Source organism: Flavobacterium sp. HSC-32F16 (genome assembly GCF_024171645.1).
GTDB lineage: Bacteria > Bacteroidota > Bacteroidia > Flavobacteriales > Flavobacteriaceae > Flavobacterium.
Genome location: NZ_JALKAC010000009.1, coordinates 150,477 through 176,761, shown reverse-complemented (window position 1 = coordinate 176,761; position 26,285 = coordinate 150,477). Strand labels below are relative to the sequence as shown.

At 33.2% G+C, this 26,285-nt stretch carries 25 protein-coding genes and 1 other RNA gene; 9 read left to right on the top strand and 17 right to left on the bottom strand.

Annotated features, from left to right (window positions below; genetic code table 11):
* Window positions 1-35: 35 nt before the first annotated feature.
* From L1276_RS20875 to L1276_RS20865, 3 genes are all read left to right on the top strand, one after another.
* Window positions 36-1,088, top strand: a complete 1,053-nt coding sequence (locus L1276_RS20875; protein ID WP_253791268.1) for a sensor histidine kinase — start codon at window positions 36-38, stop codon at window positions 1,086-1,088.
* On the top strand, window positions 1,078-1,779 hold the full coding sequence (locus tag L1276_RS20870) for a LytTR family DNA-binding domain-containing protein (protein WP_253791266.1): 702 nt from the start codon (window positions 1,078-1,080) through the stop codon (window positions 1,777-1,779). Before L1276_RS20875 ends, L1276_RS20870 begins: the two co-directional genes overlap by 11 nt.
* A 168-nt stretch (window positions 1,780-1,947) precedes the next feature.
* Window positions 1,948-3,414 (top strand): MFS transporter, encoded by a 1,467-nt coding sequence (locus L1276_RS20865; protein ID WP_253791264.1) that lies wholly within the window; start codon window positions 1,948-1,950, stop codon window positions 3,412-3,414.
* Between the two features lie 114 nt (window positions 3,415-3,528).
* Here the strand turns inward: L1276_RS20865 and L1276_RS20860 are convergent, their stop codons facing one another.
* From L1276_RS20860 to ffs, 5 genes are all read right to left on the bottom strand, one after another.
* A complete protein-coding gene (locus L1276_RS20860; RefSeq protein WP_253791262.1) occupies window positions 3,529-4,026 on the bottom strand; it encodes a hypothetical protein in 498 nt (165 codons plus the stop codon).
* 90 nt (window positions 4,027-4,116) lie between these two features.
* On the bottom strand, window positions 4,117-4,773 hold the full coding sequence (gene fsa / locus L1276_RS20855) for a fructose-6-phosphate aldolase (RefSeq protein ID WP_253791260.1): 657 nt from the start codon (window positions 4,771-4,773) through the stop codon (window positions 4,117-4,119).
* Between the two features lie 144 nt (window positions 4,774-4,917).
* Window positions 4,918-5,124: a hypothetical protein gene (locus L1276_RS20850; RefSeq protein ID WP_253791258.1), complete on the bottom strand. Its 207-nt coding sequence runs from the start codon at window positions 5,122-5,124 to the stop codon at window positions 4,918-4,920.
* A 4-nt stretch (window positions 5,125-5,128) separates the two neighbouring features.
* Window positions 5,129-5,932: an SDR family oxidoreductase gene (locus tag L1276_RS20845; RefSeq protein WP_253791257.1), complete on the bottom strand. Its 804-nt coding sequence runs from the start codon at window positions 5,930-5,932 to the stop codon at window positions 5,129-5,131.
* Window positions 5,933-6,105: 173 nt separating this feature from the next.
* Window positions 6,106-6,203: signal recognition particle sRNA small type (gene ffs, locus L1276_RS20840), an RNA gene on the bottom strand.
* Between the two features lie 88 nt (window positions 6,204-6,291).
* On the opposite strand from ffs, the gene L1276_RS20835 reads away from it, so the two are divergent.
* Window positions 6,292-7,344, top strand: coding sequence for a glutaminyl-peptide cyclotransferase (locus tag L1276_RS20835; protein ID WP_253791255.1), 1,053 nt, complete (start codon window positions 6,292-6,294; stop codon window positions 7,342-7,344).
* A 92-nt stretch (window positions 7,345-7,436) separates the two neighbouring features.
* Window positions 7,437-8,672 (top strand): imidazolonepropionase, encoded by a 1,236-nt coding sequence (hutI, locus tag L1276_RS20830; protein ID WP_253791253.1) that lies wholly within the window; start codon window positions 7,437-7,439, stop codon window positions 8,670-8,672.
* A gap of 180 nt (window positions 8,673-8,852) precedes the next feature.
* On the opposite strand, the gene L1276_RS20825 is transcribed toward hutI, so the two are convergent.
* A complete protein-coding gene (locus L1276_RS20825) occupies window positions 8,853-9,734 on the bottom strand; it encodes a hypothetical protein (RefSeq protein WP_253791252.1) in 882 nt (293 codons plus the stop codon).
* Window positions 9,735-9,831: 97 nt separating this feature from the next.
* Here L1276_RS20825 and L1276_RS20820 point away from each other — a divergent pair, with 97 nt between their 5' ends.
* Entirely contained in the window at window positions 9,832-10,878 is a 1,047-nt protein-coding gene (locus L1276_RS20820; protein WP_253791250.1) for a formimidoylglutamase, read from the top strand.
* A 124-nt stretch (window positions 10,879-11,002) separates the two neighbouring features.
* Window positions 11,003-12,250: a DEAD/DEAH box helicase gene (locus L1276_RS20815; protein WP_253791249.1), complete on the top strand. Its 1,248-nt coding sequence runs from the start codon at window positions 11,003-11,005 to the stop codon at window positions 12,248-12,250.
* Here the strand turns inward: L1276_RS20815 and L1276_RS20810 are convergent.
* The 3 genes from L1276_RS20810 to aroC all read right to left on the bottom strand — a co-directional run bounded on the left by L1276_RS20810 (window position 12,247) and on the right by aroC (window position 16,942).
* On the bottom strand, window positions 12,247-14,436 hold the full coding sequence (locus tag L1276_RS20810; protein WP_253791247.1) for a response regulator: 2,190 nt from the start codon (window positions 14,434-14,436) through the stop codon (window positions 12,247-12,249). The two genes, L1276_RS20815 and L1276_RS20810, sit on opposite strands and share 4 nt — an antisense overlap.
* A 114-nt stretch (window positions 14,437-14,550) precedes the next feature.
* Entirely contained in the window at window positions 14,551-15,831 is a 1,281-nt protein-coding gene (locus L1276_RS20805; RefSeq protein ID WP_253791245.1) for a dicarboxylate/amino acid:cation symporter, read from the bottom strand.
* A 52-nt stretch (window positions 15,832-15,883) separates the two neighbouring features.
* Window positions 15,884-16,942, bottom strand: coding sequence for a chorismate synthase (aroC, locus tag L1276_RS20800; protein ID WP_029273121.1), 1,059 nt, complete (start codon window positions 16,940-16,942; stop codon window positions 15,884-15,886).
* 188 nt (window positions 16,943-17,130) lie between these two features.
* On the opposite strand from aroC, the gene L1276_RS20795 reads away from it, so the two are divergent.
* Both L1276_RS20795 and L1276_RS20790 read left to right on the top strand, forming a co-directional pair.
* Window positions 17,131-17,955 (top strand): UDP-2,3-diacylglucosamine diphosphatase, encoded by an 825-nt coding sequence (locus L1276_RS20795; protein WP_253791243.1) that lies wholly within the window; start codon window positions 17,131-17,133, stop codon window positions 17,953-17,955.
* A 157-nt stretch (window positions 17,956-18,112) separates the two neighbouring features.
* Window positions 18,113-18,610 (top strand): hypothetical protein, encoded by a 498-nt coding sequence (locus tag L1276_RS20790; RefSeq protein WP_253791241.1) that lies wholly within the window; start codon window positions 18,113-18,115, stop codon window positions 18,608-18,610.
* A 134-nt stretch (window positions 18,611-18,744) separates the two neighbouring features.
* Here the strand turns inward: L1276_RS20790 and L1276_RS20785 are convergent, their stop codons facing one another.
* The 8 genes from L1276_RS20785 to L1276_RS20750 form a co-directional block, all read right to left on the bottom strand.
* Window positions 18,745-19,170: a protease complex subunit PrcB family protein gene (locus L1276_RS20785; RefSeq protein WP_253791239.1), complete on the bottom strand. Its 426-nt coding sequence runs from the start codon at window positions 19,168-19,170 to the stop codon at window positions 18,745-18,747.
* 25 nt (window positions 19,171-19,195) lie between these two features.
* Window positions 19,196-20,332 (bottom strand): N-acetyl-alpha-D-glucosaminyl L-malate synthase BshA, encoded by a 1,137-nt coding sequence (bshA, locus tag L1276_RS20780; protein ID WP_253791237.1) that lies wholly within the window; start codon window positions 20,330-20,332, stop codon window positions 19,196-19,198.
* 260 nt (window positions 20,333-20,592) lie between these two features.
* Window positions 20,593-21,039 carry a hypothetical protein gene (locus L1276_RS20775; RefSeq protein ID WP_253791235.1) on the bottom strand — a complete coding sequence of 149 codons (447 nt, stop codon included), beginning with the start codon at window positions 21,037-21,039 and terminating at the stop codon, window positions 20,593-20,595.
* A 233-nt stretch (window positions 21,040-21,272) separates the two neighbouring features.
* Window positions 21,273-21,755 (bottom strand): ABC transporter ATPase, encoded by a 483-nt coding sequence (locus L1276_RS20770; RefSeq protein WP_253791233.1) that lies wholly within the window; start codon window positions 21,753-21,755, stop codon window positions 21,273-21,275.
* Between the two features lie 121 nt (window positions 21,756-21,876).
* Complete coding sequence (locus L1276_RS20765; RefSeq protein ID WP_253791230.1) at window positions 21,877-22,668, bottom strand: (Fe-S)-binding protein; 792 nt, start codon at window positions 22,666-22,668, stop codon at window positions 21,877-21,879.
* Window positions 22,669-22,796: 128 nt separating this feature from the next.
* Entirely contained in the window at window positions 22,797-24,128 is a 1,332-nt protein-coding gene (locus L1276_RS20760) for a (Fe-S)-binding protein (RefSeq protein WP_253791228.1), read from the bottom strand.
* A gap of 5 nt (window positions 24,129-24,133) precedes the next feature.
* Window positions 24,134-25,099 (bottom strand): MlaD family protein, encoded by a 966-nt coding sequence (locus L1276_RS20755; RefSeq protein WP_253791226.1) that lies wholly within the window; start codon window positions 25,097-25,099, stop codon window positions 24,134-24,136.
* Between the two features lie 50 nt (window positions 25,100-25,149).
* The gene (locus tag L1276_RS20750; protein WP_253791224.1) at window positions 25,150-26,271 is read right to left on the bottom strand and encodes an N-acetylmuramoyl-L-alanine amidase; all 1,122 of its coding nucleotides are present in this window, start codon (window positions 26,269-26,271) and stop codon (window positions 25,150-25,152) included.
* Window positions 26,272-26,285 lie beyond the last annotated feature (14 nt).

The following is a 26,285-nucleotide window of genomic DNA, read 5'->3' as shown; positions in this document are numbered from 1 at the left end:
AACCTTACAATCAATAATAAAACGTTAAAAAAAAGTTGAACGAAATCCAAAAACTAAAATTCGATATAAAGCTTAAAAATCACATTTGGTTTTGGGGAAGTTATTTCACACTCAACTTTTTAAGATGGGGAGCTTATTTTAATGACTATCCTTATTCCTTCAAATCGAATTTAATTGAATTTTCACTGCACATTCCTTTGGTTTATTTCAACCTTTTTATTTTAGTGCCAAAATATGTTCTAAAACAAAAATATATTACCTACGCTTTAGCCTTAGTTACAAGTCTTTTTGGGATTTATTTATTAAAGACTGTTTTAACCTATTATATCATATCTGAAAATATCTGGCCGGAAGCCAACCGAGAATATCATCCTTTTGACATTAATCATATTTTAGCGGTCTGTATTGGAGAATTGTATGTGTTAGCAATGGCATCATCTGTTTATCTAACTTTAACCTGGCTTAGAGAAAGAGAACGAAACCGATCTTTGAGAGAAAATCAATTTAAAATCAAGCTCAAATATCTCGAAAACCAAATCCAGCCGCATTTCTTTTTCAATACATTAAATAATCTATATGCTTTATCATTAGAGTCTTCAGATAAAGTACCGGATGTAATCATCAAACTTTCAAATTTGATGGAATATGTTTTATATGATGTAAAAGGAACCAAGTTTGTGCCTCTCATCAAAGAGATTGATTACATTCAGAATTATATAGAAATTGAAAAGTTACGCTTTGAAAATGTAGAAGTTACCATCAACTTAGAATCGAATATTGAGGATATTGTTGTACCGCCGTTAATCTTTATTTCTCTGGTTGAAAATGCCTTTAAACATGGCGGAATTAACAACAATAATTTAAAAATTAAAATCAATTGTAAAGTTACCAACAACAAAATGTTAGACTTTGAAATCTTAAATAATTTTGTAATTTCACAAAATCTTAAATCTAAAGGCGGCATTGGTTTAGTAAATACAAAGAAGAGGCTGAAATTAATCTACAAGAATCATTTTAGCTTAAAAGACAAAACAAAACTTAATTACTATATAATACGTTTGCAAATACCTATTCAGAATGAAGATTAAATGTGTATTGATTGATGATGAGCCTTTAGCAATAAAAGTGCTGCAAAATTATTTTAACAATTTTACAGATTTTGAAGTTATCGGGACATTTAATAACTCGCTGGAAGCACTGGATTTTATAAACAATACTTCTGTCGATGCTGTTTTTTTAGACATCAATATGCCTATGATGACCGGTTTTGAATTAATAAGCTTAATAGAAAACAAAACAAAAGTTATTATTACAACCGCGTTTAGGGAATTTGCTGCCGAAAGTTACGATCTTGATGTACTGGATTATTTAGTAAAACCTATTCCGCTGCCAAGATTCATAAAATGCATCAATAAAATTACAACCGAATACAATTTAAAAAACAATATTAAAATCGATACCACAAAAGGCGATTCTCATATTTTTATTAAAGTCGATAAAAAAATGATGAAAATTAATATTGAAGAAATTCTTTTTATCGAAGGAATGAAAGAATATATCAAAGTTGTAACGCCTGATAAAACCTACATTACCCATAAATCCTTGACCTCTTTATCCGAAGAATTGCCGGCAGATCGCTTCCTCCGCATCCATAAATCCTATGTAATTGCACTGAATAAAGTAAAATCTATAGAAGGAAACCGCATTCAAATACAGTCTTACACCATTCCTATTGGAAGAAATTACAGTAAAGACGTCAAAAACAGAATTCTCGAATAAAACTTTAACATTTCTAACTCTCAATAAATTAACACATTGTTGAATAAATAAGGTAGTTGGTTTAAATTTAACATTATTTTCAATCAATAATTTTTTTTTGACTTACGTAACAAATATATTTACGGTCTTCAAAAAACAATTTATTAAAAAATTAACCTTATTACAATTATGAGTTCAGAAAATGTTCAAACCAAATGGGGACAGTTTATCTCATTGATAATCGTCTTCTTCTTTTGGGGTTTTGTTGGTTCTGCCAATGACATCCTGATTCCAGTATTCAAAAAAGTATTTACTTTATCTCAAGTACAGTCACAACTAGTTGCTTGGGCATTTTATGCTGCATATTTTGTAGGTTCAATAATCTTCTTTTTAGTTTCTTTAAAATTAGATGTTCTGCAAAAATTCGGTTACAAGAAAACACTTTCGGCTGGTTTACTTCTTTCTGCTGTTGGATCATTTTTATTCGTTCCGGCTGCAACGATGGAAAGTTTCCCTTTCTTCTTAACCGCTTTGTTTACTGTTGGTTTAGGTTTTTCAATTCAGCAAATTGTAGCAAATCCTTTAGCTATTAAAATGGGAAGCCCAAACACTGGAGCTCACCGTTTAACATTAGCAGGAGGTATCAACTCATTCGGAACAACTATTGGTGCTATCTTACTAGGTATCGCTTTATTTGGAATGGGAGATAATAAAAACACATCACTTTCTTTAGAAGATATCAAATTACCTTTCATCATCCTTGGACTTGCTTTTATCGCAGTAGCTATTTTCATGAACTTCTCTAAAATTGAAGATCCTGAAAAAGAGGAAGAAGTGGTTAAAACAGTTCACGAAAAATTCAACATTCTTGATTACCCACAATTGTATTTAGGAATGTTAGGAATCTTTATTTATGTTGGAACTGAAGTAACAATCATTAGTAATTTACCTGCTTTATTGCATACAGCAGAGTTTGGAAATGTATTAGAAGATGCCATTGCACCATTTATCGCCCTTTACTGGGGAAGTTTAATGATTGGACGCTGGAATGGTGGTGTTAACGTTTTCAACACTTCAAACCTGGTTAATACTGCTTTAAAATTTATCGTTCCGGCTATTGCTTTTGGAGTAATTATTGGAGCTAACATTTTTGCTGCACACGACGTTTCTTCATTCTACATCTACCCAATCTGGATTTTAGTATTCATTGGAGTAAGTTTTGTAGGAGGAAAAAATGCCGGAAAAACATTAATGCTTTTCGGACTTTCAGGAATCACCATGATGATTGCCGGATTAGTTTGGCCAGATCCCTCAATTGCTAAATTCTTCTTTATCTCAGGCGGATTATTCTTGTCTATCATGTGGCCTTCTATCTTCGATTTAGCGATCGCAGGTTTAGGAAAAAACACAGGAAAAGCATCTTCATTCTTGATCATGATGATTTTAGGAGGTGGAGTTATTCCTTTAGTACAAGGAAGCATCTGTGATCTTGATCTTAGTAAACCTGAAGGGATTTTTGGAATTACATGGACACATTTCTCTTATGTAGTGCCACTTATTGGTTTTGCTTATTTAGCATTCTACGGTTTCTACTGCCCTAAAATTTTGAAAAAACAAGGAATCAGCCACGTTGAAAGCGAAGGTGGCGGACACTAAAAAACTTAGAAACATCAATATAAAAAAAATCCAAATTCCCATAAACAGGAATTTGGATTTTTTTTATTCACAAAACAAAAACTTAGAAGCTTACCATCTTAAAAACTCAGTCCTTTATTTAGCATTAATAATATTATTCAAATTCTTTTTAAAAATCGCTTTATTCTGTACCGAAATTGAATAAACAACATCTTTGTCAGCATGAACAATAACTTTGTCTATATTGGCTTGTAAAAGTGCTTTTGGGTCTTTTATTCTTAAAGTACAAGCTCCGTCAAAAAAGCCGTCATCTTCAATAATCTTTCTGGCTTCTATAATAGTTCCATCGCTTAAAACCGCAGAAATAGTCATTTCCTTATTTAAAGTTTTCGAATAAAATCCATCCATAACCAAAAGCAGGCGATAAGAATTCTTCATTTCAGGCCCTTTAAATTCGTGCCGGGTAATGTTATACCGAAGTCCCTTTGCCAAAGTCTGAAACTTCACAGAACAATCCAATTCAAATGTTGCCACATCTCCCGCATCATTTACACTTTTAAGCACTTTTGCTGTTTGTGCATATATCGACACATTTAAAGCAAAAAAAGACAAAATAATTACTATAACTTTCATATTCAATTATTTAAGCTTCATATAAAAGTAAAAAAAATCGCCTTTTCTCGTTAGAAAAAAGGCGATTTTAATTTTATAACTATCTAAGGATTACTTATTTCCTTTTTCGAAGTCAGCAACGAATTGAGCTAAACCAATATCAGTTAAAGGATGTTTCAACAATCCATAAATTGCAGAAAGCGGTCCAGTCATAACATCTGCACCAATTTTAGCACAGTTTACGATGTGCATTGTGTGACGCACAGAAGCCGCTAAAATTTGAGTTTCATAACCGTAGTTATCATAAACCTCTCTAATTTCCTGAATCAGGTTTAAACCGTCAGTAGAAATATCATCTAAACGACCAACAAACGGAGAAACAAAAGTAGCCCCGGCTTTAGCAGCCAATAGAGCTTGTCCTACAGAGAAAACAAGAGTTACGTTAGTTTTAATTCCTTTATCAGAAAAATATTTCGCAGCCATAACACCTTCTTTAGTCATAGGCAGTTTTACAACGATTTGTTCATGTAATTCAGCCAGCTCCTCACCTTCTTTAATCATCCCGTCATAATCAAGAGCGTTTACTTCAGCACTTACATCACCCTCTACAAGGTTGCAAATGTCAACATAATGCTTAAGTATATTGTTTTTTCCGGTAATACCTTCTTTCGCCATTAACGACGGATTAGTTGTTACACCATCTAAAACACCTAAAGCTTGTGCTTCTTTAATTTGAGCTAAATTAGCTGTATCAATAAAAAATTTCATAATCTATTATATTTAAATTGTGTTGATTTATTTTTTGGGCGTGACCGCAAGGGTCGGGCTTTCGGCTATATCTTTTGTTCCGTTTCTATTCACAAAAGGATAACGACTCTATCCCTCACGCAAACTCAGCTGCAAAATTACAACTTAAAATTGCTTAGAAGAATTGTTTTTATTTAATTCTTTCAATTCATCCCTAATTTCTTCCAGAACTTTTAAGGTTTCTTCTTTATAAACTTCAGAATTATTAATCTTATCACTCAAAGAACTTAAAATTCTGCGAAGCACAAACCAAATAACCAGAAAAACTAAAACAATAAAAATAGTAGGCAAAAATTCTATAATCTTATCCATAATCCTATAATTTATAATGATTCATAAGCATTTTTTCGTAAACCTTATCTGGAAGTGCACGTTTCAAAACAATTGAAAATTTCTGCATAAACACGCCTACTTTATAATGTACTTTTGGTTTTTCTTTTTGAATGATTTTAAAAATCGCTTCTGCCATTTCATTCGGATTACTTCCCGCATCAACATGTTCATTCATTGTCGCAAGTGTATCGCCATATACTTTTTCATAAGCAGAACCTTTTACAACAGGCGCATGATAACGTCCGGAAGCAATATTAGTAGCAAAATCGCCCGGAGCCACGTTTGTAATTTCAACTCCAAACTGCTTAACTTCCATTCTTAAAGCCTCAGTAATCAACTCCAAAGCTCCTTTTGATGCTGAATAAACACTGCGATAAGGCAGTCCCATATAAGCAGCAATTGAAGTAATATTAATAATCAAACCCGCTTTTTGTTCACGCATTTGTGGTAAAACGGCTTTCATAACTTCAATTGGACCAAAAAAGTTCGTTTCAAAATTGTTTTTGATTTCCTCCATCGGAATTTCTTCCAAAGGTCCTGTGATTCCAACTCCGGCATTGTTAATTACAATATCCAGTCTGCCAGAAGTTTCGATAATTTTACTGACAGCTAATTTAATCGAATCAGTATTTCGAACATCTAAAGCTACAAGAGGAAATATTGAATTCAGGACTTTTTCAGGATTTCGGCTCGTTCCGTATACGACAAAACCTTTTTTATGCAAAAATTCACCAATAGATTTTCCAATCCCCGATGATCCTCCGGTAATTAAAACAACTTTACTCATTTGCTGGTTAGATGTTAAATATTATAAGTTAAATGTGATTATCTATGAGTAGAATTAATGCGAAAAAGAAAAACTTCTAACTTCTCACATATAACTTCTAACTTTCGAAAGGTCCAAAAATAAAAAAATCCTCCCGAAGGAAGACTACTTTTATACAAATTCTAAAAAATAAAAAGTGGCAAGCGACCTACATCGCACCGCTCAACCACGTACCCTTGCTATGTTCCCATCCTGGGGGAGTCTGCAGGAGCTGGTCGTGTAGGACTTGCCGGTGCAAATATACAATCTTTTTATATTTTTGCAAGAGCTTTGCTGCTATAAAAATATCATCGTATATTGGCTTATTCAAATTTTTAACTATGAAAAAACATAACTTCCTAGCTGTCATTTTATTAGAAATCACATTAATTGGATGTGGAGATAAAAATAAAAGTGAAAATTCTTTGTTTACTATCGATGATTCTGCTTTTCCGGCTCATTTTACGCAAAAAGAACCGCTTACAATCGGAATTTTAAACCCGAAATCGAAAGAAATTGACAGCGTTGCCTACTTCATAAACGACCAAAGTGTTGGAAGTACAAAAGGTGCTGAAGATTTTAGATTTGAATTATTAGATCAAAAATTAGGTTATCAATATCTAAAAGCTACTGTTTATTTTGGCGGAGATTCTTCTGATGCTACTAAAAGAATCGAACTAGTTTCAGATATAGAACCTAAACTATTAAAGTATAAAGTAGTCAATACATATCCACATGATAAAAAATCCTTTACAGAAGGTTTTGAGTTTTACAATGATACTTTATATGAAAGCACCGGACAAGAAGGCGCTTCGTTTATAAAAAAATACGACTATAAAACAGGAAAGATTTTTAAACAAATCGATCTTGACAAACAATATTTTGGAGAAGGAATTACGTTTATTAACGGCAAATTGTTTCAGTTAACATATAAAAACAAAAAAGGCTTTATTTACGATGCTAAAACATTAAAGCTTGAAAAAACTTTTGATTACGAAAAAGATATCGAAGGATGGGGAATGACTAATGACGGAAAATATATCTATCAAACTGACGGAACCGAAAAAATCTGGAAAGTAGACCCAAATACTCAAAAAATGATTGACTACATTAATGTGTATTCTGGAACTTCAAAAATTAAAGCGATTAATGAACTAGAATGGATTAACGGAAAAATCTATACCAATGTTTGGTTTAAAGATGCTATTGCGGTTGTAAACCCTGAAAACGGAGCTGTTGAAGGAATTTTAAACCTTTCAGATCTGCGTAAAACAATGAACGACATTACAACAGATGATGTTTTAAACGGAATTGCATACAATCCTAAAACCAAAACTATTTTGGTTACAGGTAAAAACTGGAGCAAAATGTTTGAAATAACGGTTTCTGAATAAAAAACACGAAATAATAAAAGCACAAATTTCACAGATTTCACGGATTAGTTCGTGTTAATTTGTGAAATTTGTGTTTTATAACAATCCCAATCATGGTTACAATAATAAAAAACATACAAGAACTGCTTCAAGTACGCGAAACTTCAATTTCTAAAGTTTCAGGAGCTGAAATGGCAGAACTTCCCACAATTAAAAACGCATTTTTAGTAATAAAAGATAATCTTATTGCTGATTTTGGAGCAATGGAAAACCTTCCTGAAATAAAAGCCGATAAAATTATAAATGCATCAGGCCGCGTTGTTCTTCCGGCTTGGTGTGACAGCCACACGCATATTGTATACGCTGGAAACCGCGAACAGGAGTTTGTAGACCGCATTAACGGATTTACTTATGAAGAAATTGCCAATCGCGGCGGTGGTATTTTAAACTCAGCTAAAAAATTAAACGAAACTTCGGAAGAAGAAATTTACGAACAGTCAAAGCTTCGTCTTGAAGAAGTTATGCATTTAGGAACCGGAGCTGTTGAAATAAAATCCGGTTACGGATTAACTATTGAAGGCGAATTAAAAATGCTTCGTGTTATTAAAAAACTAGCAGAAAACTATCCTATTTCAATAAAAGCTACTTTTTTGGGTGCTCATGCTTTTCCCTCACATTACAAAGAAAATAAAGCAGGTTACATTGACGAAATCATAAATAAAATGCTTCCGGAAATTGCTCAAAATAAACTGGCAGATTATGTAGATGTTTTCTGCGAAAGCGGTTATTTCTCAGTTGAAGAAACAGAAAAAATCATGCAGGCAGGAATTGAATTCGGCTTAAAGCCAAAAATTCACGTTAACCAGTTTAATTCTATTGGCGGAATTCAGTCTGGAATTAAATTTAACGCTCTTTCTGTAGATCATCTCGAAATAATGAACCCGGAAGATATTGAAGCTTTAAAAAACACCGAAACCATGCCAGTGGCCCTGCCTTCGTGTTCTTATTTCCTAGGTATTCCGTACACACCGGCACGCGAAATGATGAAAGCCGGATTACCTTTAGCCCTGGCTACTGATTTTAATCCTGGTTCTACTCCATCAGGAAACATGAATTTTGTTGTTGCAACAGCCTGTATCAAAATGAAAATGACTCCTGAAGAAGCTATAAATGCCGCAACAATAAACGGCGCTTATGCAATGGGACTTTCAGAAACTCATGGAAGTATTACAAAAGGCAAAAAGGCCAATTTAATCATAACTAAACCTATTTCATCTTACTACCAAATTCCTTATGCTTTTGGAAGCAATTTAATTGAAGATGTTTTGATTGAAGGAGAAATCATATAAACAGATATAATTTCAACGCAGTGATTGAAACTACTGCAAAAATACAATTCTTAAGTCTTCTAAGAAATATATACCGCAGCTGAAACTACAGGAAACTCTGCGTTAAACCTATTATATAAAAAAAGGTCTGTGAAATCACAGACCTTTAATATCAAAGTGGTATTTACTTTTTTAGCACAATTATCTCAAACTGAAACTAGTTTTAGAAACTAATTCGTCATTATCAAAAACATTGATAAAATAAGTTCCTTTAGCGAAATCTTTTCCTGGAAGATCTTCAGAAACATTTACAGATTTATTTTCATACTTTACAGTAGTTTTAAAGCTGTATGTTAAAGAATTATCTCCAAAGCTTTCTGTTTTTTTCTCGCCTAAAACGTTATTTTTTGCATCAATAACCTGAACATAATATGTTTTATCTCCAGATTTAGCAATTTGGTTTTCAGCAATAGTAAAACTTACTTTTAAGATATCAGCACGGCTTGCTTTATCTGTTTCGATTTGTTTTCCTGAGCTTTTCAATTTGTAAGCAGAAGTTTTAGTGTTCAAAACCGATAGTTTAGAACCTCTTTCAACTGTTTTTGCAAGCTCTTCATTTTGCCCTACAAGCACTTCATTGTATTTTTTAGACTCTCCTAATACAGTAATTGTACTGTCTCTCTGAACTGTTAAAGCACCATTTTGTTTTTTCAATTCATCATTCTCTGCAACTAAAGTTTTCATTTTACCTTGCATTGCCTGAACTTGAGCTCTGTATTTAGAAACATCACCTTTTGATTTATTTAAATCATCCATCAAAGCGACAACTTTATCTCTTTCCTGAATTAATTCGTCTGACATTGATGTGTTTTCAGCAATTGCAGCATCATAAGTTGCTTTCAATTCCTGTAAATCTTTCATTACAGATTCTTTTTCTGTCATTGTAGTTGTAAGTTCTGTCTTAACTACATCAGTATCAGAAGATAATTTAAAAATATACACTAAGCTACCAATCAGTAGGACTGCTAAAACCGCTATTACCGCTTTTAGACTTGAATTGTTGTTGTTCTTTGGGTTTTCCATATTTAATAATTTTCTTTAATAACAAATTTAAGAATTAATATATGTTAATAACGTAAGTTGTTACAATTATATTATTTTTGGAAAATAAATTTTTTTCATGGAGAAATTGATTCCTTTTACTGTCAATGATTTGGCAAAAGTCACAAATCATCGTAGTGGTGAAATAAAGTTCGGAGAAAAAATGATTGTACTGCCTAAAGAGGCTGACAAAATCAAATTTTTACAAGAATCTGAGGCGAAATATGTCCTTTTGGGAATTCCGGAAGACATTGGTGTGCGTGCGAATTATGGAAGGCCTGGAACAGCATCAGCGTGGGAAAACGCTATTAAAAGTATTGCAAACATTCAACATAACCGCTTTTCAAAAGGCAGCCAGATTATTGTTTTAGGACAGCTTGATGTTTCTGAAGAAATGCGTGATGTCGAAAAATTAGATTTTAACGACATCGATGATCGTTCAAAACTAAGTCAGCTGGTAGAAAAAATAGATAAAGAAGTTTCCCATATTATTTTTACAATAATGAAAGCCGGAAAAACTCCTATTATTATAGGAGGCGGACATAATAATGCTTACGGAAATATTAAAGGTTCGGCTTTAGCCAAAGGAAAACCAATAAACGCTGTAAATTTTGATGCCCATTCTGATTTTAGAATTCTCGAAGGGCGCCACAGCGGTAATGGATTTTCATATGCGTATGAAGAAGGCTTTCTAAAAAAATATTTCATTTTTGGGCTTCACGAAAATTATACTTCAAAAAGCGTTTTAGATCTTATTAAAAAATTGGAAGACCGCGTACGTTATAATACTTATGACAGCGTGAACATTCGCAAAGAAAAAGATTTTACCCGCGAAATGGCTCTCGCTCTGGAATTTATAAAAACGGATGCCTTTGGAATTGAAATTGATCTTGATGCTATTCCTAATATTGCCAGCAGTGCCATGACAATAAGCGGCTTTTCTGTAGAAGAATTACGACAGTTTATTTCATTTTTCGGACAGCATAAAAACGCTGCTTATTTACATATTTGTGAAGGCGCGCCAGATTTAGCCGATTCTCCAAATAACAATTTAATTGGAAAATTAATTGGCTATTTAGTAACTGATTTTATTAAAGCAAATAACGAAAAAGAGAAATTAGCTTGAAGAGCAGGCGGCTTAAAACCACACATTTTCCAAATAATACAAGATTCAAACAGCCGATTGACTGAATAAACCTATCTTTGCACAGAATTTAGTACTTAAAACTAAAATTCTTAATTACTAAGATATGTTATTCGAAGATTTATCACTCTCAAAAAGTATACAAAAAGCCGTATTTGAAGAAGGCTACCTAAACCCCACTCCTATTCAGGAAAAATCTATTCCGATTGTTTTAGCCGGAAGGGATTTAATTGGCTGTGCGCAGACAGGTACGGGAAAAACAGCGGCATTTGCAATTCCAATTATACATCAATTACATAGAATTGTTGGTTCGTCAAAAAAAGCAAAACAAATTCGCGCGCTGATTGTAACACCTACGCGTGAATTAGCAGTGCAGATTGGACAGAGTTTTGACACCTATTCTAAATATACCAATTTAACACAATTAACCATTTTTGGAGGAGTTTCTCAAAACCCTCAGGTTGATGCATTAAAAAATGGTGTTGATGTTTTGGTAGCAACTCCGGGACGTTTATTAGATTTACAAAAACAAGGTTTTCTTGATTTAGATCATCTGCATACACTGGTTTTGGACGAAGCCGATCAGATGCTGGATATGGGTTTTATAAACGATGTAAAAAAGATTGTAAAACTTACACCTAAAAACAGACAAACTTTATTATTCTCTGCAACAATGCCACTTGCAATTCGCGAACTGGCAGAAATGTTTTTGCAAGATCCTGAAAAAGTTGAAGTTTCTCCGGTTTCATCTACTGCCGAAAATGTAGAACAGCGTATTTATTTTGTTGACAAAACAGAAAAAAGAAACTTATTATATCATTTGATTAAAAACGAAAATTTATCAAATGTATTGGTATTTTCAAGAACCAAACACGGCGCAGATAATGTTGTAAAAGCACTTCGCAAAAAAGATATTCCTGCTGAGGCTATTCACGGTGATAAATCACAAAATGCCAGACAACGTGTCCTTGATGCTTTTAAAAATAAAGAAGTAGGTGTTTTGGTTGCGACAGATATTGCAGCAAGAGGAATTGATATTGATCAATTACCCTATGTTATCAATTTTGATTTACCTAATATTCCTGAAACGTATGTACATAGAATTGGACGTACAGGACGCGCAGGAAATGGAGGTATTGCTATTTCTTTCTGCGGAAAAGACGAAGAGCCTTACTGGAAGGATATTAAGAAATTAATAAAAGTAGATGTAAAAATTATTACAGATCATCCTTATCCATGGCATGCAGGAAGTCCTGAAGCTGGAGAAAAACCTAAAAACTCAAACAGAAGCGGCGGTGCTCACAAATCGAGAAAATCAAGTGCTTCAAAACAAAATAAAAAACGCTGGTATTAACAACCAGCGTTTTTCGCTTCTATAATTAAGTAATTTATAATCTTAAATAATTTTACAGGCTCAAAAGGTTTTACGATAATATCATTCATCCCTGACGAAAGCGCTTCATCTGTAATTTCATCTTTATCAAAAGCCGTCAGCGCCACAATGGGCGTTTTTATTCCTAATAAACGGATTCGTTTTGTGGCTTCAAAACCATTCATTAAAGGCATATTGATATCCATCAAAATAAGATCAAATCTTTCTTTTTCTAATATTGAAAGTGCCCCAAAACCGTCATCAACAACCTTACAGACAAAATTATTTTTTTCGATAATTTTTTTCGTAACCAGCTGATTAATTAGATTATCTTCTACAATAAGAATTTTATAAATTTCGCTTGATGTTAAATCCACTTCGATATCTTCAATTATTTTTTTTGTTTTTTGAGGATCATGCTCAAACGGAATTAAGAACGAGAAAGAAGTTCCTGCTCCCAAATCGCTTTCGAGCGTAATGGTACTTCCAAAAAGTCCTAATAATCGTTTTACAATACTCAGCCCTAATCCTGTTCCCTGATAATCTTCATCTTTTCGTCCAACCTGAACAAACTTTTCAAAGATTTTATTTTGATCTACAGCGGCAATCCCAACGCCATTATCTTTTATCAGAAAATCTAAATAATACAACTTACCTTCAATTTTATCCAACTTAACGATAATATCAACTTCTCCGTCTTTGGTAAATTTCAAGGCATTGCTGACTAAGTTCATCAAAATCTGCCCCAAACGAAGTTTGTCTCCAATTAAATATTCTGGTATATGATCGTCTATTTCAACATTGATTTTATTGTTATTTTTTTGAGATAAAAACGAAAGTGAATTTTTAATCATGGTAATTTCATCAGAAACATTAAATGTCAGGCTTTCTAGTATAACTTTATTTTCTTCAATTTTATTTATTTGAAGAATATCGTTTACCAATGAAAGTAAATATCTTGCTGAGAATTTTAAAGCACTTAAGTGCTGGCTTTGAGATAATTCTTTATGTTCTTCTAAAAGCATATTGGTTATACCAACCACACCGTACAACGGAGTACGCAATTCGTGGCTTATAGTCGAAATAAACTGGGTTTTAAGCAGTGAGGCTTCCTCTGCAATTTCTTTGGCTTCCAGAAGCTCTAAATTGTGTTTTTTCTTAAATCCGATGTTCTTAATTAAGGTTACAATTAAAAAAAGCAGAATTAGAGAAATCAAAATAAACAATATTACAATGATTCGGGATTTTTTAAGACTTTGAGATTGTGATGTTTTTTCGTTTTCAATTTTATCGATCTGTCTTTTATATTCATCCAATTCTAAATTGAAACCTGCAATAGAAGCTTTTTTCAGCTTTTCCTGATTGTAAAGTTCTGCGGTAATTTCATTAAACCTAACAAGATGTTTATAAGCTTCTTTGTAATTCTTTATTTTAGTTAAGAATTTAGAATATTCTAAATGCGTATACGATAAATCAGATTGTTCGTCACTATTTTTACCTGCCGTTATTGCTTTCAAAAAGTAGGCATTGGCTGCATTATCATCATTAATATAGCTGGAATACATACCGTTCAGCATATAGACAATTATTTCTGTTGATGCGTCTCCATATTTTTTAACATGATTTCCAACAAATTTTAAGTATGGATATCCGGCATTAAAATTTCCAATATCAAAATAAGCCCACGCAATATTTACGTTGGTAAAATAAATTTGATCTGTATTATTGGTTTTTAAACTATAAGCTATTGACTTTTTGTAATAATCGATTCCTTTATCAAATTGTTTTTTTTCAAAACAATAAATGTTGCCAATATTATTGTGAAGACTATATTTTATAGAATCGTTTTCAGTTTTATTAGCGTAGTACAAGCCTTTATTATAAAAGAAGAGTGCTTTATCAATCTCTGATAATTCGTTATAATTACCTGCAATGACTTTGTAGGATTTGGCAATTAAATTATCATTCTTGGCTGCTGTAGCATAATTTAAAGCTACACGGGAAGTAATTAGTGATTTTTCAAAATTAGAATCTTTGAAATCGTTCCAGGCCTGTTTAATTAATCTATTAATCCGGGCTTCAGAAACGGGTTCAGATTGTGCAACAGCCGAATAGCCGAAACAATTCAGGAAGAGTACTAAAAATAAAATAATCCGTATGTGGGGCATCAATCGGCTAATTTTATCAAATATACACTTAAAAATAAAAAAAAGCTGTATTTCCTATAAAAATACAGCTTTTCTTTTTCGTTTATCTGGTATCGTTTTCCCTTAGAAAAACAATTAATTTTCTAACGCAGATTCAGTGTCATCATTTCCTTCCCATTTACCAACAACTGAGGTTGCAAGTGCATTTCCTAAAACATTGGTTGCACTTCTAAACATATCACAAAAGTGGTCAATTGGCAGGATTAAAGCAATACCTTCAATAGGAATTTTAAACATTCCACAAGTAGCGGCAACAATAACTAAACTTGCTCTTGGCACACCTGCAATACCTTTACTGGTTAACATTAAAACCAAAAGCATAGCCATTTGTGTTCCTAAATCCAGGTGTACACCATAAAACTGAGCGATAAAAATACTGGCAAAAGTCATGTACATCATACTTCCGTCTAGGTTAAAAGAATAACCCAACGGTAACATGAATGCTACGATCTTATCTTTTACTCCAAAGTTTTCTAATTCTTCTGTTAACTTAGGAAAAACCGCTTCACTGCTCGTAGTTCCAAAAGCAATGGCCAACGGTCCTATAATTCGTTTTAATAATTCAGTCATCCTTCCTTTTAAGAAAAAGTAACCTACAAGAATCAAGACCACCCATAATGTACTAATCCCTACTAAAAATGATCCGAAAAATTTAAAATAGGTAATTATTAATTCTTCTGCATCGCGAATAGCAAATACTCCTGCAATAGCACCAAAAACTCCAATTGGAGCAAAGTTCATTACATAATTTACCATTTTTAAAACAATATGCGAAGCTTTATCAAAAGCATTTATAATTGGTTTTACTGTACTTCCTAATGAAGCAGCCGCTAATCCAAAAAAGATAGAAAAAATTACAATCTGTAAAATTTCATTGGTTGCCATTGCTTCAAAAATACTTTTAGGAACAATATGTTCAACGAAATTTTCTACAGATAATATTTTTGTTTTAGCTGTAACCTCAGAAGCCGCAGCCATATCAACATGATCTAACTTTAAGCCAACTCCCGGTTTTAAAACATTTACAAAAAATAATCCAATTAATAAGGATATAAAAGAGGCAGTAAAAAACCAGCCAAGTGCTTTTCCTCCAACTCTTCCAACAGTTTTTATGTCACCTAATTTTGCAATTCCTACTACTAAGGTGGTAAAAACTAAAGGAGCAATAATCATTTGCACTAATCTGATAAAGATAGTAGCCAGCATTTTTATTTTATTGCTAAATGATACTGCTGCTTCCTGGGAAATTGAATTATGAATAATAATACCCAAAACTGCTCCAAGCACCATTGCAATTATAATCTGCCCGGTTAGTCCTGAAAAAAATGATTTCTTTTTGTTTTCTGTAACTTGCATTAATTTACTTTTAGATTATTAAAATATAAGACCCTCACTGTCTTAATTTTTATTAATATGTTTTGTTGATTAAATAAAAATCAGCCAAAACAATTGCAGCCATCGCCTCAACGATTGGCACTGCACGAGGCACCACACACGGATCATGACGTCCTTTTCCAGTCATTGGTGTAATATTTCCTTTATTATCTAAAGAATCCTGAGTCTGCATGATAGTTGCAACAGGTTTAAAAGCTACTCTGAAATAAATATCCATTCCGTTGCTTATTCCACCCTGAATTCCGCCGGAAAGATTCGTTTTTGTAGTTCCGTCAGGATTATATAAATCGTTGTGTTCGCTTCCTTTCATTTCAGAACCGGAGAAACCGCTTCCGTATTCAAAACCTTTTACTGCATTAATAGAAAGCATTGCTTTTCCTAATTCAGCATGTAATTTATCAAAAACAGGCTCGCCTAAACCAACCGGAACATTTTGAATTACACACGATACAACACCGCCAACAGTATCACCTTGTTTGCGAATATCACGAATGTATTCTTCCATAATTGCTGCCGATTTTTCATCTGGACAGCGAACCGGATTGCTTTCTATTTTAGAAAAATCCAAATCTTGGTATGGCGTATCTAAATGGATAGGTCCAACCGAAGAAACGTAAGCATTAATTTTAATTTCAGGAAGCATTTGTTTTGCAATTGCTCCTGCTACTACTCTGCTTGCTGTTTCGCGGGCAGAACTTCTTCCGCCTCCGCGATAATCACGAAAACCATATTTTTGGTCATACACATAATCAGCATGACTTGGTCTGTAATTATCTTTTATATGAGAGTAATCGTCTGATTTTTGATTGGTATTTGGAATAATAAAACCAATTGGAGTCCCAGTAGTTTTTCCTTCAAATATTCCGGATAGAAACTGAACCGCGTCTGGTTCTTTTCTTTGTGTTACGATCGCTGATTGTCCTGGTTTTCTGCGGGACATTTCAACTTCAATCGCTTCTAAATCAAGTTCTATTCCTGATGGACAGCCGTCTATAATACCGCCTAGAGCTTCACCATGCGATTCGCCAAATGTAGTAACTTTATATAGGGTGCCGTAGCTATTTCCTGCCATTGTAATTTGTTTTGAGCAAATGTAAGTTTTATGAATTAAATTAAAAAATTAAAAATTGGTAATATTAATTAAAGATTAAACAGTTTAAAAATCACAATTTATTAAAATTGACCTCGAATTAGTAACCTTTTCATAAAATAAATTCCATGAGATTTACTTTCATTTGTGGAACTTCAAATTAAGAAAAATTGAAAAAACGAAATGTCGAATTGGTCATTATTTCTGATGTCCATTTGGGAACTTACGGAAGTCACGCTAAAGAACTAAACAACTATTTATCAACCATTAAACCTAAAACCTTAGTCTTAAATGGTGATATAATTGATGCATGGCAGTTTAGAAAATCTTATTTTCCAAAGGCGCATTTAAGAGTTATCCAGCGCATTATCGGGATGGCTTCAAAAGGCACCAAAGTATATTATATTACTGGAAATCACGATGAAATTCTTCGAAAATTCAGCGATATGAATATGGGGAATTTTTCTTTGGTCGATAAATTAGTTTTAGAATTAGACGACAAAAAAGCGTGGATTTTTCATGGTGATGTCTTTGATGCTTCTGTACAGCATTCTAAATGGATTGCAAAACTAGGCGGATTAGGTTATGATTATTTAATTCTTGTTAACCGATTTGCAAACTGGTGTCTGGCAAAATTAGGAAGAGAACCGTATTCTTTCTCTAAAAAAATAAAAGCAAGCGTTAAAAAAGCAGTTAAATTTATTTCTGATTTTGAAACTACTGCGACTGATCTGGCTATCGAAAAAAATTACGATTATGTAATCTGCGGTCATATCCACGAACCAAAAATCATTACCAAAGAAAACAAGTACGGATCTACTTTATACTTAAATTCAGGAGATTGGGTTGAAAATTTAACCGCTCTTGAATATCATAAAAAGCGTTGGAAACTATATTCCTATACACATAGTAATTTTACTGAAGAAGAAAATTTATTTGAAATGGAAGATATTTTAACTTCTCAATTACTATCAAACATTATTCTTAAAAAATAAAGCCAACCAGCCTTATAACATACTGTAGACTATGTTTTTAACTTTTTAGGATATTAAAAATTCTAAAAAATGTGAATTATATAACAATTTCTAAAAATATTATACGTTCTTCATAAACAAGGAAATCTAAATTTGAAAAAAATTAATTAACCATTTTATGAAGAAGATAATAGTATCTGCCATTATGCTTTTTGGATTTGCATTTACGGCACAATCACAAGAAATTTCAAAACACGCTCTAGGATTGCGTTTAGGAGACAACAACGGATTTGGAGGTGAAGTATCATACCAATTAGGACTAAACCAAAAAAACAGACTTGAATTTGATTTAGGCTGGAGAAACAGCAGCGATGTTGACGCCATTAAAGGAGTAGCTCTTTACCAATGGGTTTGGAACATCGACGGCGGGTTTAACTGGTACGCAGGTGTCGGGGGTGGTATCGCCGCTTGGGATCATGATTATTACAACAACAACTTTAGATACAACGACAGCGGAACTTATGTTTTTGCAGCTGGAGATATCGGTATAGAATACAGATTTAAAGAGGTGCCTATTACACTATCGTTAGATGCAAGACCTGAAATTGGTTCTGGATATTATGACGATGACAATTTTGGATTTGACGTTGGATTAGGCGTTAAATTCAGATTCTAATTAAAAATAAAAAATAATTGTAAGAAGAAACCTGTCGTTTAAAACCGACAGGTTTTTTTTATGTTTTAGGTTTCAGGTTTTGTGTTCAAGTTCACATCAAGCCTTACGCCTTTCATCAGGCATTCTTGACTTGGCTACTTAACAATAATCTCCTTTTTAGAATGTACTTTTACAACTGTATATGGATAAGAAATCATCTGCATAACCATTGCATCAGAAGCAGGAGCATTTTCTTTAACCGTTATAATAATATTTTTATCAGTTTCTTCAACCTTTTCTACGGCAATAGAATAACCGCTGGTATTTTTCTCCCCCATATTCAAAATAACATAGTTGGAGTTATTAATGTCAGCATTTTTCATTTTATCAGCCAAAATTGGGTCATTTTGAAGCATTTTAATCTCATTAGGTTCTGTAAGGATTTCAAAAAATCTGATATTTCCACCACCGCTCGATTGTTCCGTTAAAACCTCATAGAGTGCCGTTGTTGAATTTGTTGTCTTTGTTGCACCGCAAGAAATCAAAACAAAAATAACCAAAACCGAAATTGCTTTTTTCATTCGTTAAAATTTTTAAATTAATGTTTTAATCTTTATAATCGTCAATTGCTTTTTGGTACAAAGCTTCATATTTAGGCAGAATGTTTTTAATGTCAAAATTCTTTGCCACTTCAAGTGCATTTGCCTTAAACTCGTTCAGTGTTTTATCGTCTTTTAAAATCTTAATAGCATTTGCCGCCATCTCATCGACATTTCCAACATCACTTAAATATCCCGAAACTCCATTAAAATTAACTTCTGGCAAACCTCCTGAATTACTTGAAATAACCGGAACACCACAAGCCATAGCTTCTAAAGCCGCTAATCCAAAACTTTCTGTTTCTGACGGAAGTAAAAATAAATCAGTCATGCATAAAATTTTGTCGATTTCATTACTGTTTCCAAAGAAAATTACCTTGTCGTAAATTCCCAGTTCCATACATAATACTTCTGCTTTTTCCTTTTCTGGACCATCACCAACCATCATTAATTTAGCCGGCATTTCCTTCTGGATATTATAGAAAATCTTAATAATATCCGGAATACGTTTTACTTTCCTGAAGTTACTAATATGCGTTATGATTCTTTCGTTTTCCTTTGCCATAACGTAACGATGACAAGGCGCCGTCGGATCCTTAGCCACTTTATCCAATTCAATAAAATTAGGGATTACCTTAATTTTATTCTTGATTTTGAATAATTTCAAAGTATCGTCTTTTAAACTCTGCGAAACCGAAGTTACATAATCTGATTTGTTGATACTAAAAGTTACCGCTGGTTTATAAAACGGGTGATTCCCTACAAGAGTAATATCAGTTCCGTGAAGCGTTGTAATCATCGGAAGATTAATTCCTTCATTCTTTAACATTTGCTTTGCCATATAACCCGCATAAGCATGCGGAATTGCATAATGCACATGAAGAACTTCTATTTTATACAATTTAACCATATCGACCAATTTACTTGACAAAGCCAATTCATACGGTTGATAATGAAATAAAGGATATTCTGGAACGTTTACTTCGTGATAATGAACATTAGGATTTAAAAGCGCCAATCTTACTGGCTGACTGTAAGTTATAAAATGGATTTCGTGTCCTCGTCTGGCTAATTCGAGGCCTAGTTCTGTTGCAACTACGCCACTACCGCCAAATGTCGGATAACAAACTATTGCTATTTTCATGTATTAAATTTAATTCTACGAAAATACTCAAAAATAGCGTTTAATTAGGCTTTTAAATTGTTAGATTTTCGACAAAATTAGATTAACTCTGGTTGATAAATATTTTTAGAAGAAGCACAATATCTGCAAAAAAGACCAGTAGTCCCGCTGTTCACTAAATCTTTTATGGCGAACCCCGCCATAAAAGGATACCGCTTCCATCGGGGCTAGATTAGGCGGTTTTGTTTTTATAAGAACATTTTATTTTAATGCTTTTAATTTTAAACATCGCTAGTAAAAGTCAATTCATTAAAGTTTGGAATTTTATTTATCATGCCATCGTTCCAGCTCATAAAGACAAAATTCTCAACTTCTTCAAGATTACTAATTACAATATTTGTCTCTTTTATAAAAGCTAAAACACCTGTATATCCCAGAATTGTTGCATTTGTATCCATATATGATGCACAAAACCCATTTATCTTAATAGTCCAGAAATCGGAACTGTGTGAAAGTGCAAATTCAAGTCCATTTCTCAATCCGGTTTTCCAAGTATTGAAACCTTCATGCCTGACATCCATCAAATCGCTGGAATATTTGTAACCCGAATAATCTTCTATAATTTCATTTCCAGTTTCATTCTTTTGAATATGTAAGTTTACAATCGCAAAATGTAATAATCCATTTTTAACCTTATGCCATCTAAAATTATGATCAGGGTTTATCATTATTAATATTATTAGCTATTTATAAACTAGGCTGCTATTTAAATTGATATTCTTTTATCTCGTGAACTTTGTCAAAGTTTCACGCAATCTTTGTCGATTCTCCAGTGCGATTCCTCGTTCGTCGGAATGACAAACTTTCGTGAAACCTGAAACTTGAAACCTCAAACAATTAAAACAAAAAAAGGCACAAAATTTAAAATTTCATGCCTTTTCAAATATATTATAAATTTCTCTTAGAAAAATCTGCTGTGCCAGCTGTCTGCGGCAGGAACCTCCCAAGATTCATTGAATTCTTCGATATTGTTTACCAAATTATTGAAAACAATAGTATTCTCAGATACAGATTTATCTTTTACCATTTTTTTGAAATCAATTAATGGTTTATGAGCAATATGTTCTCCATTCTTAAAAGTAACATTCATTTTATCCAATAAATCAACGTTGTACTTTTTCTCTAAACTTTGAATGAATTCTACCGAACTATCAATAGAACAACCCGTGGCGGCCTGCACATCCTGATTTACAGCTAATATGATAAAACGATTGTATTTTAGCAAAAATGATGCTTCAAGACTGGTTCCGTGTGCGGCCCATTCTTCTACAAAAGCTTTTAAATCGGTTTCAATTTCAGAAAACTCTTCCTCAGAAAACTTTCTGTTCGATTGGTAAATCCAAACTCTTGATTCACCAGGTAAATTTTCAAAAGGTATATACATTTTTAAATTTTAAATTATTGATTTTAGATTTTAGATTTCTTGAATTGTTTCAGGTTTAAGGTTTCAAGTTTTAAGTTAAAAAACTTAGCAGCTTAGCATCTTAGAACCTTAGCAACTTTCTCTATAAATCTTGCGCATTCGCAATTAACTCCGCAACGTCCATTACTTTTACCTCACCCTCTTTATGAGCATGTTTAATTCCATCCGTTAGCATCGTGTTACAGAAAGGACATCCGGCAGCGATAATATCCGGCTGAACTTCTAAAGCATCTTCTGTACGCAGTACGTTTACTTCTTTGTTTCCTGGTTCAGCATCTTTAAACATTTGCGCTCCACCTGCTCCACAGCATAATCCGTTTGCTTTAGAACGTTTCATTTCGACTAATTCAACATCAAGTTTCTGAATTAATTCTCTTGGTGCTTCGTAAACTTTATTGGCTCTTCCTAAATAACAAGGATCATGAAAAGTAATTTTCTTGCCTTTAAACTGCCCGCCTTCAACCGTAAGTCTTCCATCATCAATTAATGATTTAAGGAACTCTGTATGGTGAACAACTTCATAATTTCCTCCTAATTCAGGATATTCATTTTTTAAGGTATTAAAACAATGCGGGCAAGCTGTAACAATTTTTTTTGCTTCATAAGCATTTAAAACCTCGATATTCATCATGGCCTGCATTTGAAACAAAAATTCATTTCCAGCCCTTTTTGCAGGATCTCCTGTACAGCTTTCTTCTGTACCCAAAACTGCAAAAGAAACATTAGTACGATTTAAAATACGCACAAATGCTTTAGTAATTTTTTTTGCTCTATCATCAAAACTTCCTGCGCAACCTACCCAAAACAAAACTTCTGGTTGTTTTCCTTCGGCCAGCATTTCTGCCATTGTTGGTACTACTAAACTTTCTGACATCTTATTCTGTTGTTAAATCGGTTAATCGTTGATTTGGTTAATCGTTCTCTCTCTACGATAACCTTACTAAAAACCTTAAATATTTTATTATCAATTAAACGGTTAAACAAATAAACGCTTAAAGTATCTTAATTCTCGTTTTTCCAGTTCAAACGGTCCTGCTGGCTGTATTGCCAAGGGGCACCATTATTTTCAATATTAGTCATCATAGCATTTAATGACATTGGCGCAGCGCTCTGTTCCATAACTAAATAACGACGCATATCCATAATAATAGACAACGGACTAATATTTACCGGACATTCTTCTACACAGGCATTACATGAAGTACAAGCCCATAATTCTTCTGGAGTAATATAATCGTTTAATAGTGTTTTATTATCCGGAACAAAAACGCCTTTATTGGCATCTATGTTTTTTCCAACTTCCTGAAGACGGTCTCTTGTATCCATCATAATTTTACGCGGAGACAATTTTTTACCCGTTTGGTTTGCCGGACATGCAGAGGTGCAACGACCGCATTCTGTACACGTATAAGCATTTAAAAGCTGTACCCAGTTTAAATCCTGAACATCGCTTGCACCAAATTTGCTTGGAGCAGCATTTTCATCAGCCGGAGCTGCTGCAAATGGATCGGCATTTGGATCCATCATTAACTTAACTTCTTTTGTAACGGACTCTAAGTTATCAAACTGTCCTTCTGGATTTAAATTGGCAAAATAGGTATTTGGGAAAGCTAAAAGAATGTGCAAGTGTTTTGAGAAATATAAATAGTTCATAAAAATCAAAATACCAACAATATGAAGCCACCAAAAAACTTCAAACAACAGCATCACCAATTCATTTGACATTCCGTTAAAAATTGGAGCAATGAACTGACTTATCGGGAAGCTTCCTGCTTTATGAAACACTCCTCCCGGAACGCTTTGTAAATGAAGATCTGAAGCATTCATTAACAAAAATAAGATCATTAAAACGGTTTCGAAATATAAAATATAATTCGCATCGCTTTTTGGAAATCCTTTTAAATCAGAATGGATAAAACGCTTTAACCTGATAAAGTTTCTTCTGATCCAGAATACCGTAACCGCAAAAATTACAAGTATTGCTAATATTTCAAATGAAGCAATTAAAACATCATAAACTACACCTAAATAAGGTGCAAAGATTCTATGAGTTCCAAACAACCCATCGATTATAATTTCCAGTAATTCGATATTAATAATTATGAAACCCACATATACAAAAATATGAAGAATTCCTGCTACAGGGCGTCTCACCATTTTTGACTGCCCGAGAGCAATCAATGCCATGTTTTTCCAGCGCGCTTTAGAATTATCTTTTCGATTTACATCTACTCCTAAGTTAATGTTTCGGATGATTTTTTTCACGCTCGCTGCAAAAAAACCGAAACCAACTATAAGAAGTATGGCGAACAAAATATTATCTAAATAACTCATTACAATTATTTTTTATCAGTTGAATTAGCATCTTCTGCAGGCGCTACATAAGGTTTGTTTTTCTTTCCAAAAAGAGAAACGTTTACGTAACGAGTTGGGTACAAACGAACGTCTTGTAATAACAATTCAAGTTCTTTTGATGTTTTCGCAAGGTTATTATAAAGAGCATCGTCATTTAATAATTTACCTGCAGTACCTTTCCCAGAGTTTAAGTTAGCCATAATACCATCTACTTTTGCTAAAGTCTGGTTAAGATTACGAACTGTTTTTCCTAAATCGGCTTTGTTTAAAGAATCAGAAATTTTATTGAAGTTGCTTGACATTTTATTAAAGTTTGTCACAACGCCGTTTATCTGCCCTTTGTTTGTATCCAAAATATTGTTTAAACTTCCTGAAGCTCTATGAAACTGCTCCATTGTCTGGCTCAATTCAGCTAAAGTTTTCTTTAAATCTTGTTGTGTTTTTTGATCCAAAACATTGTTTAATCCAGTAACCAGATTATCAATATTTAAGAGCATTTTATCCAATTTTTGTGTTATTGGTTCAATTTTACCTCCTAAAGATTCTGTTAATCCTAATTTCACATCAGCAGGAAGCGTTTCTCCGTCTTCTACAAGATTTTTATCGGCTAAATTTGGAATAATAGCAATTTGCTTTCCTCCAATTAAACTAGCTGAATATAAAGATGCTTTACTTGTTTTTGCAATAGGAAAATCAGTTTTTAATTGAAGCTCAACTAATAATTTCCCAGTATTTTCATTGATAGTAATTTTATTCACTTTACCAACAACAAGTCCGTTTATGGTAACTGGCGCTGATTGTGAAAGTTCTTCAACATTATCATATTCAACATATAATGTTTTATAATTTGTAAAAAGATCTTTGCCTTTTAAAAAACTGTAGCCCCAAATAAATAGTAAAATTGACGCGATGACTAAAATAGCCGTTTTAATTTCTCTTGTTAGTTTCAAAATTCTAGTGTTTGTTACAAAATTAATATAAATATTCGAACTTGTGACGATTATTTGATCGCGTCCTGAATACTGATCTTCTCCCCGTCTTTGGTTGCCACTAAAAAGGAAGCGCCATATCCTTTATTTTTAGCCTCTTCCATATATTTTTTTGCAGTTTCATAATCTGGAGTTTCCTGGTAGAAATATTTATAAATATTGTTTTCGTAGATCATGGTAACATTTTTCAACCCTTTAAAATTTTTAGGCTCTAGTGGTGTTTTTTTGATACTTGCAATAAGTTGTACTTTAAAAAAAGTTCCTTTTGGCGCATTTTTCGTTACTGCAGCAGGAGCAGTTGTTTTTGGTTTTGCGGGAGTAGTATCTCTTATGGGCCGACTATCGTCTGACTCTCCTCCTGAGCCAAAATATTCTCTTTTATAACTCAGGATTGCTTCTGCAATTGCTTTTGCTATATCATCCTGGCCTTCTTCTGAATTTAAAATATTACCTTCTGTTGGATTTGATACGAATCCTGTTTCTACCAAAACTCTTGGCATGTATGCTTTGTGAAGTACCATGAAAGGTGCTTGTTTTACTCCTCCCTGACGAAGTTTTTTACCTAACCTCTCAAAATTATCTTCGATTTTAGTGGCGAGAGAAATGCTATTATCTAAATATTCTTCCTGCATCAATGTCATTCCGATCATAGATTCTGGCGAATTTGGATCGAAACCTTCATATTTACGTTTATAATCTTTCTCTAAAGTAATTACAGAGTTCTCTTTTTTCGCAGCTTCAAGATTCGAAGCAACTTTACTCAAACCCATTACATACGTTTCGGTTCCGTCAGCGGCTGTATTTTTATTGGCATTACAGTGAATAGAGACAAAAATATTTGAGTTTGCTCTGTTGGCAATATTGGCTCTTTCGACCAAATCTACAAAAACATCCGTTTTACGAGTATAAATCACATTTACATTTGGATTTAGCTCTAAAATTTTCCCTACTTTTAAAACAATAGCTAAGGCAATATTTTTTTCGATCCGGCCGCTGTAAACTGCTCCAAAGTCATGATCTCCATGTCCGGCATCAAGTGTTACTTTAAAAACATTTGATTGACTATAAGAGCAAAATGACAATATCGTTAGAAAAAAAGTAAAGATTACCTTAATTTTGTTTAAACCATTCATAAATCTAAAAGTTA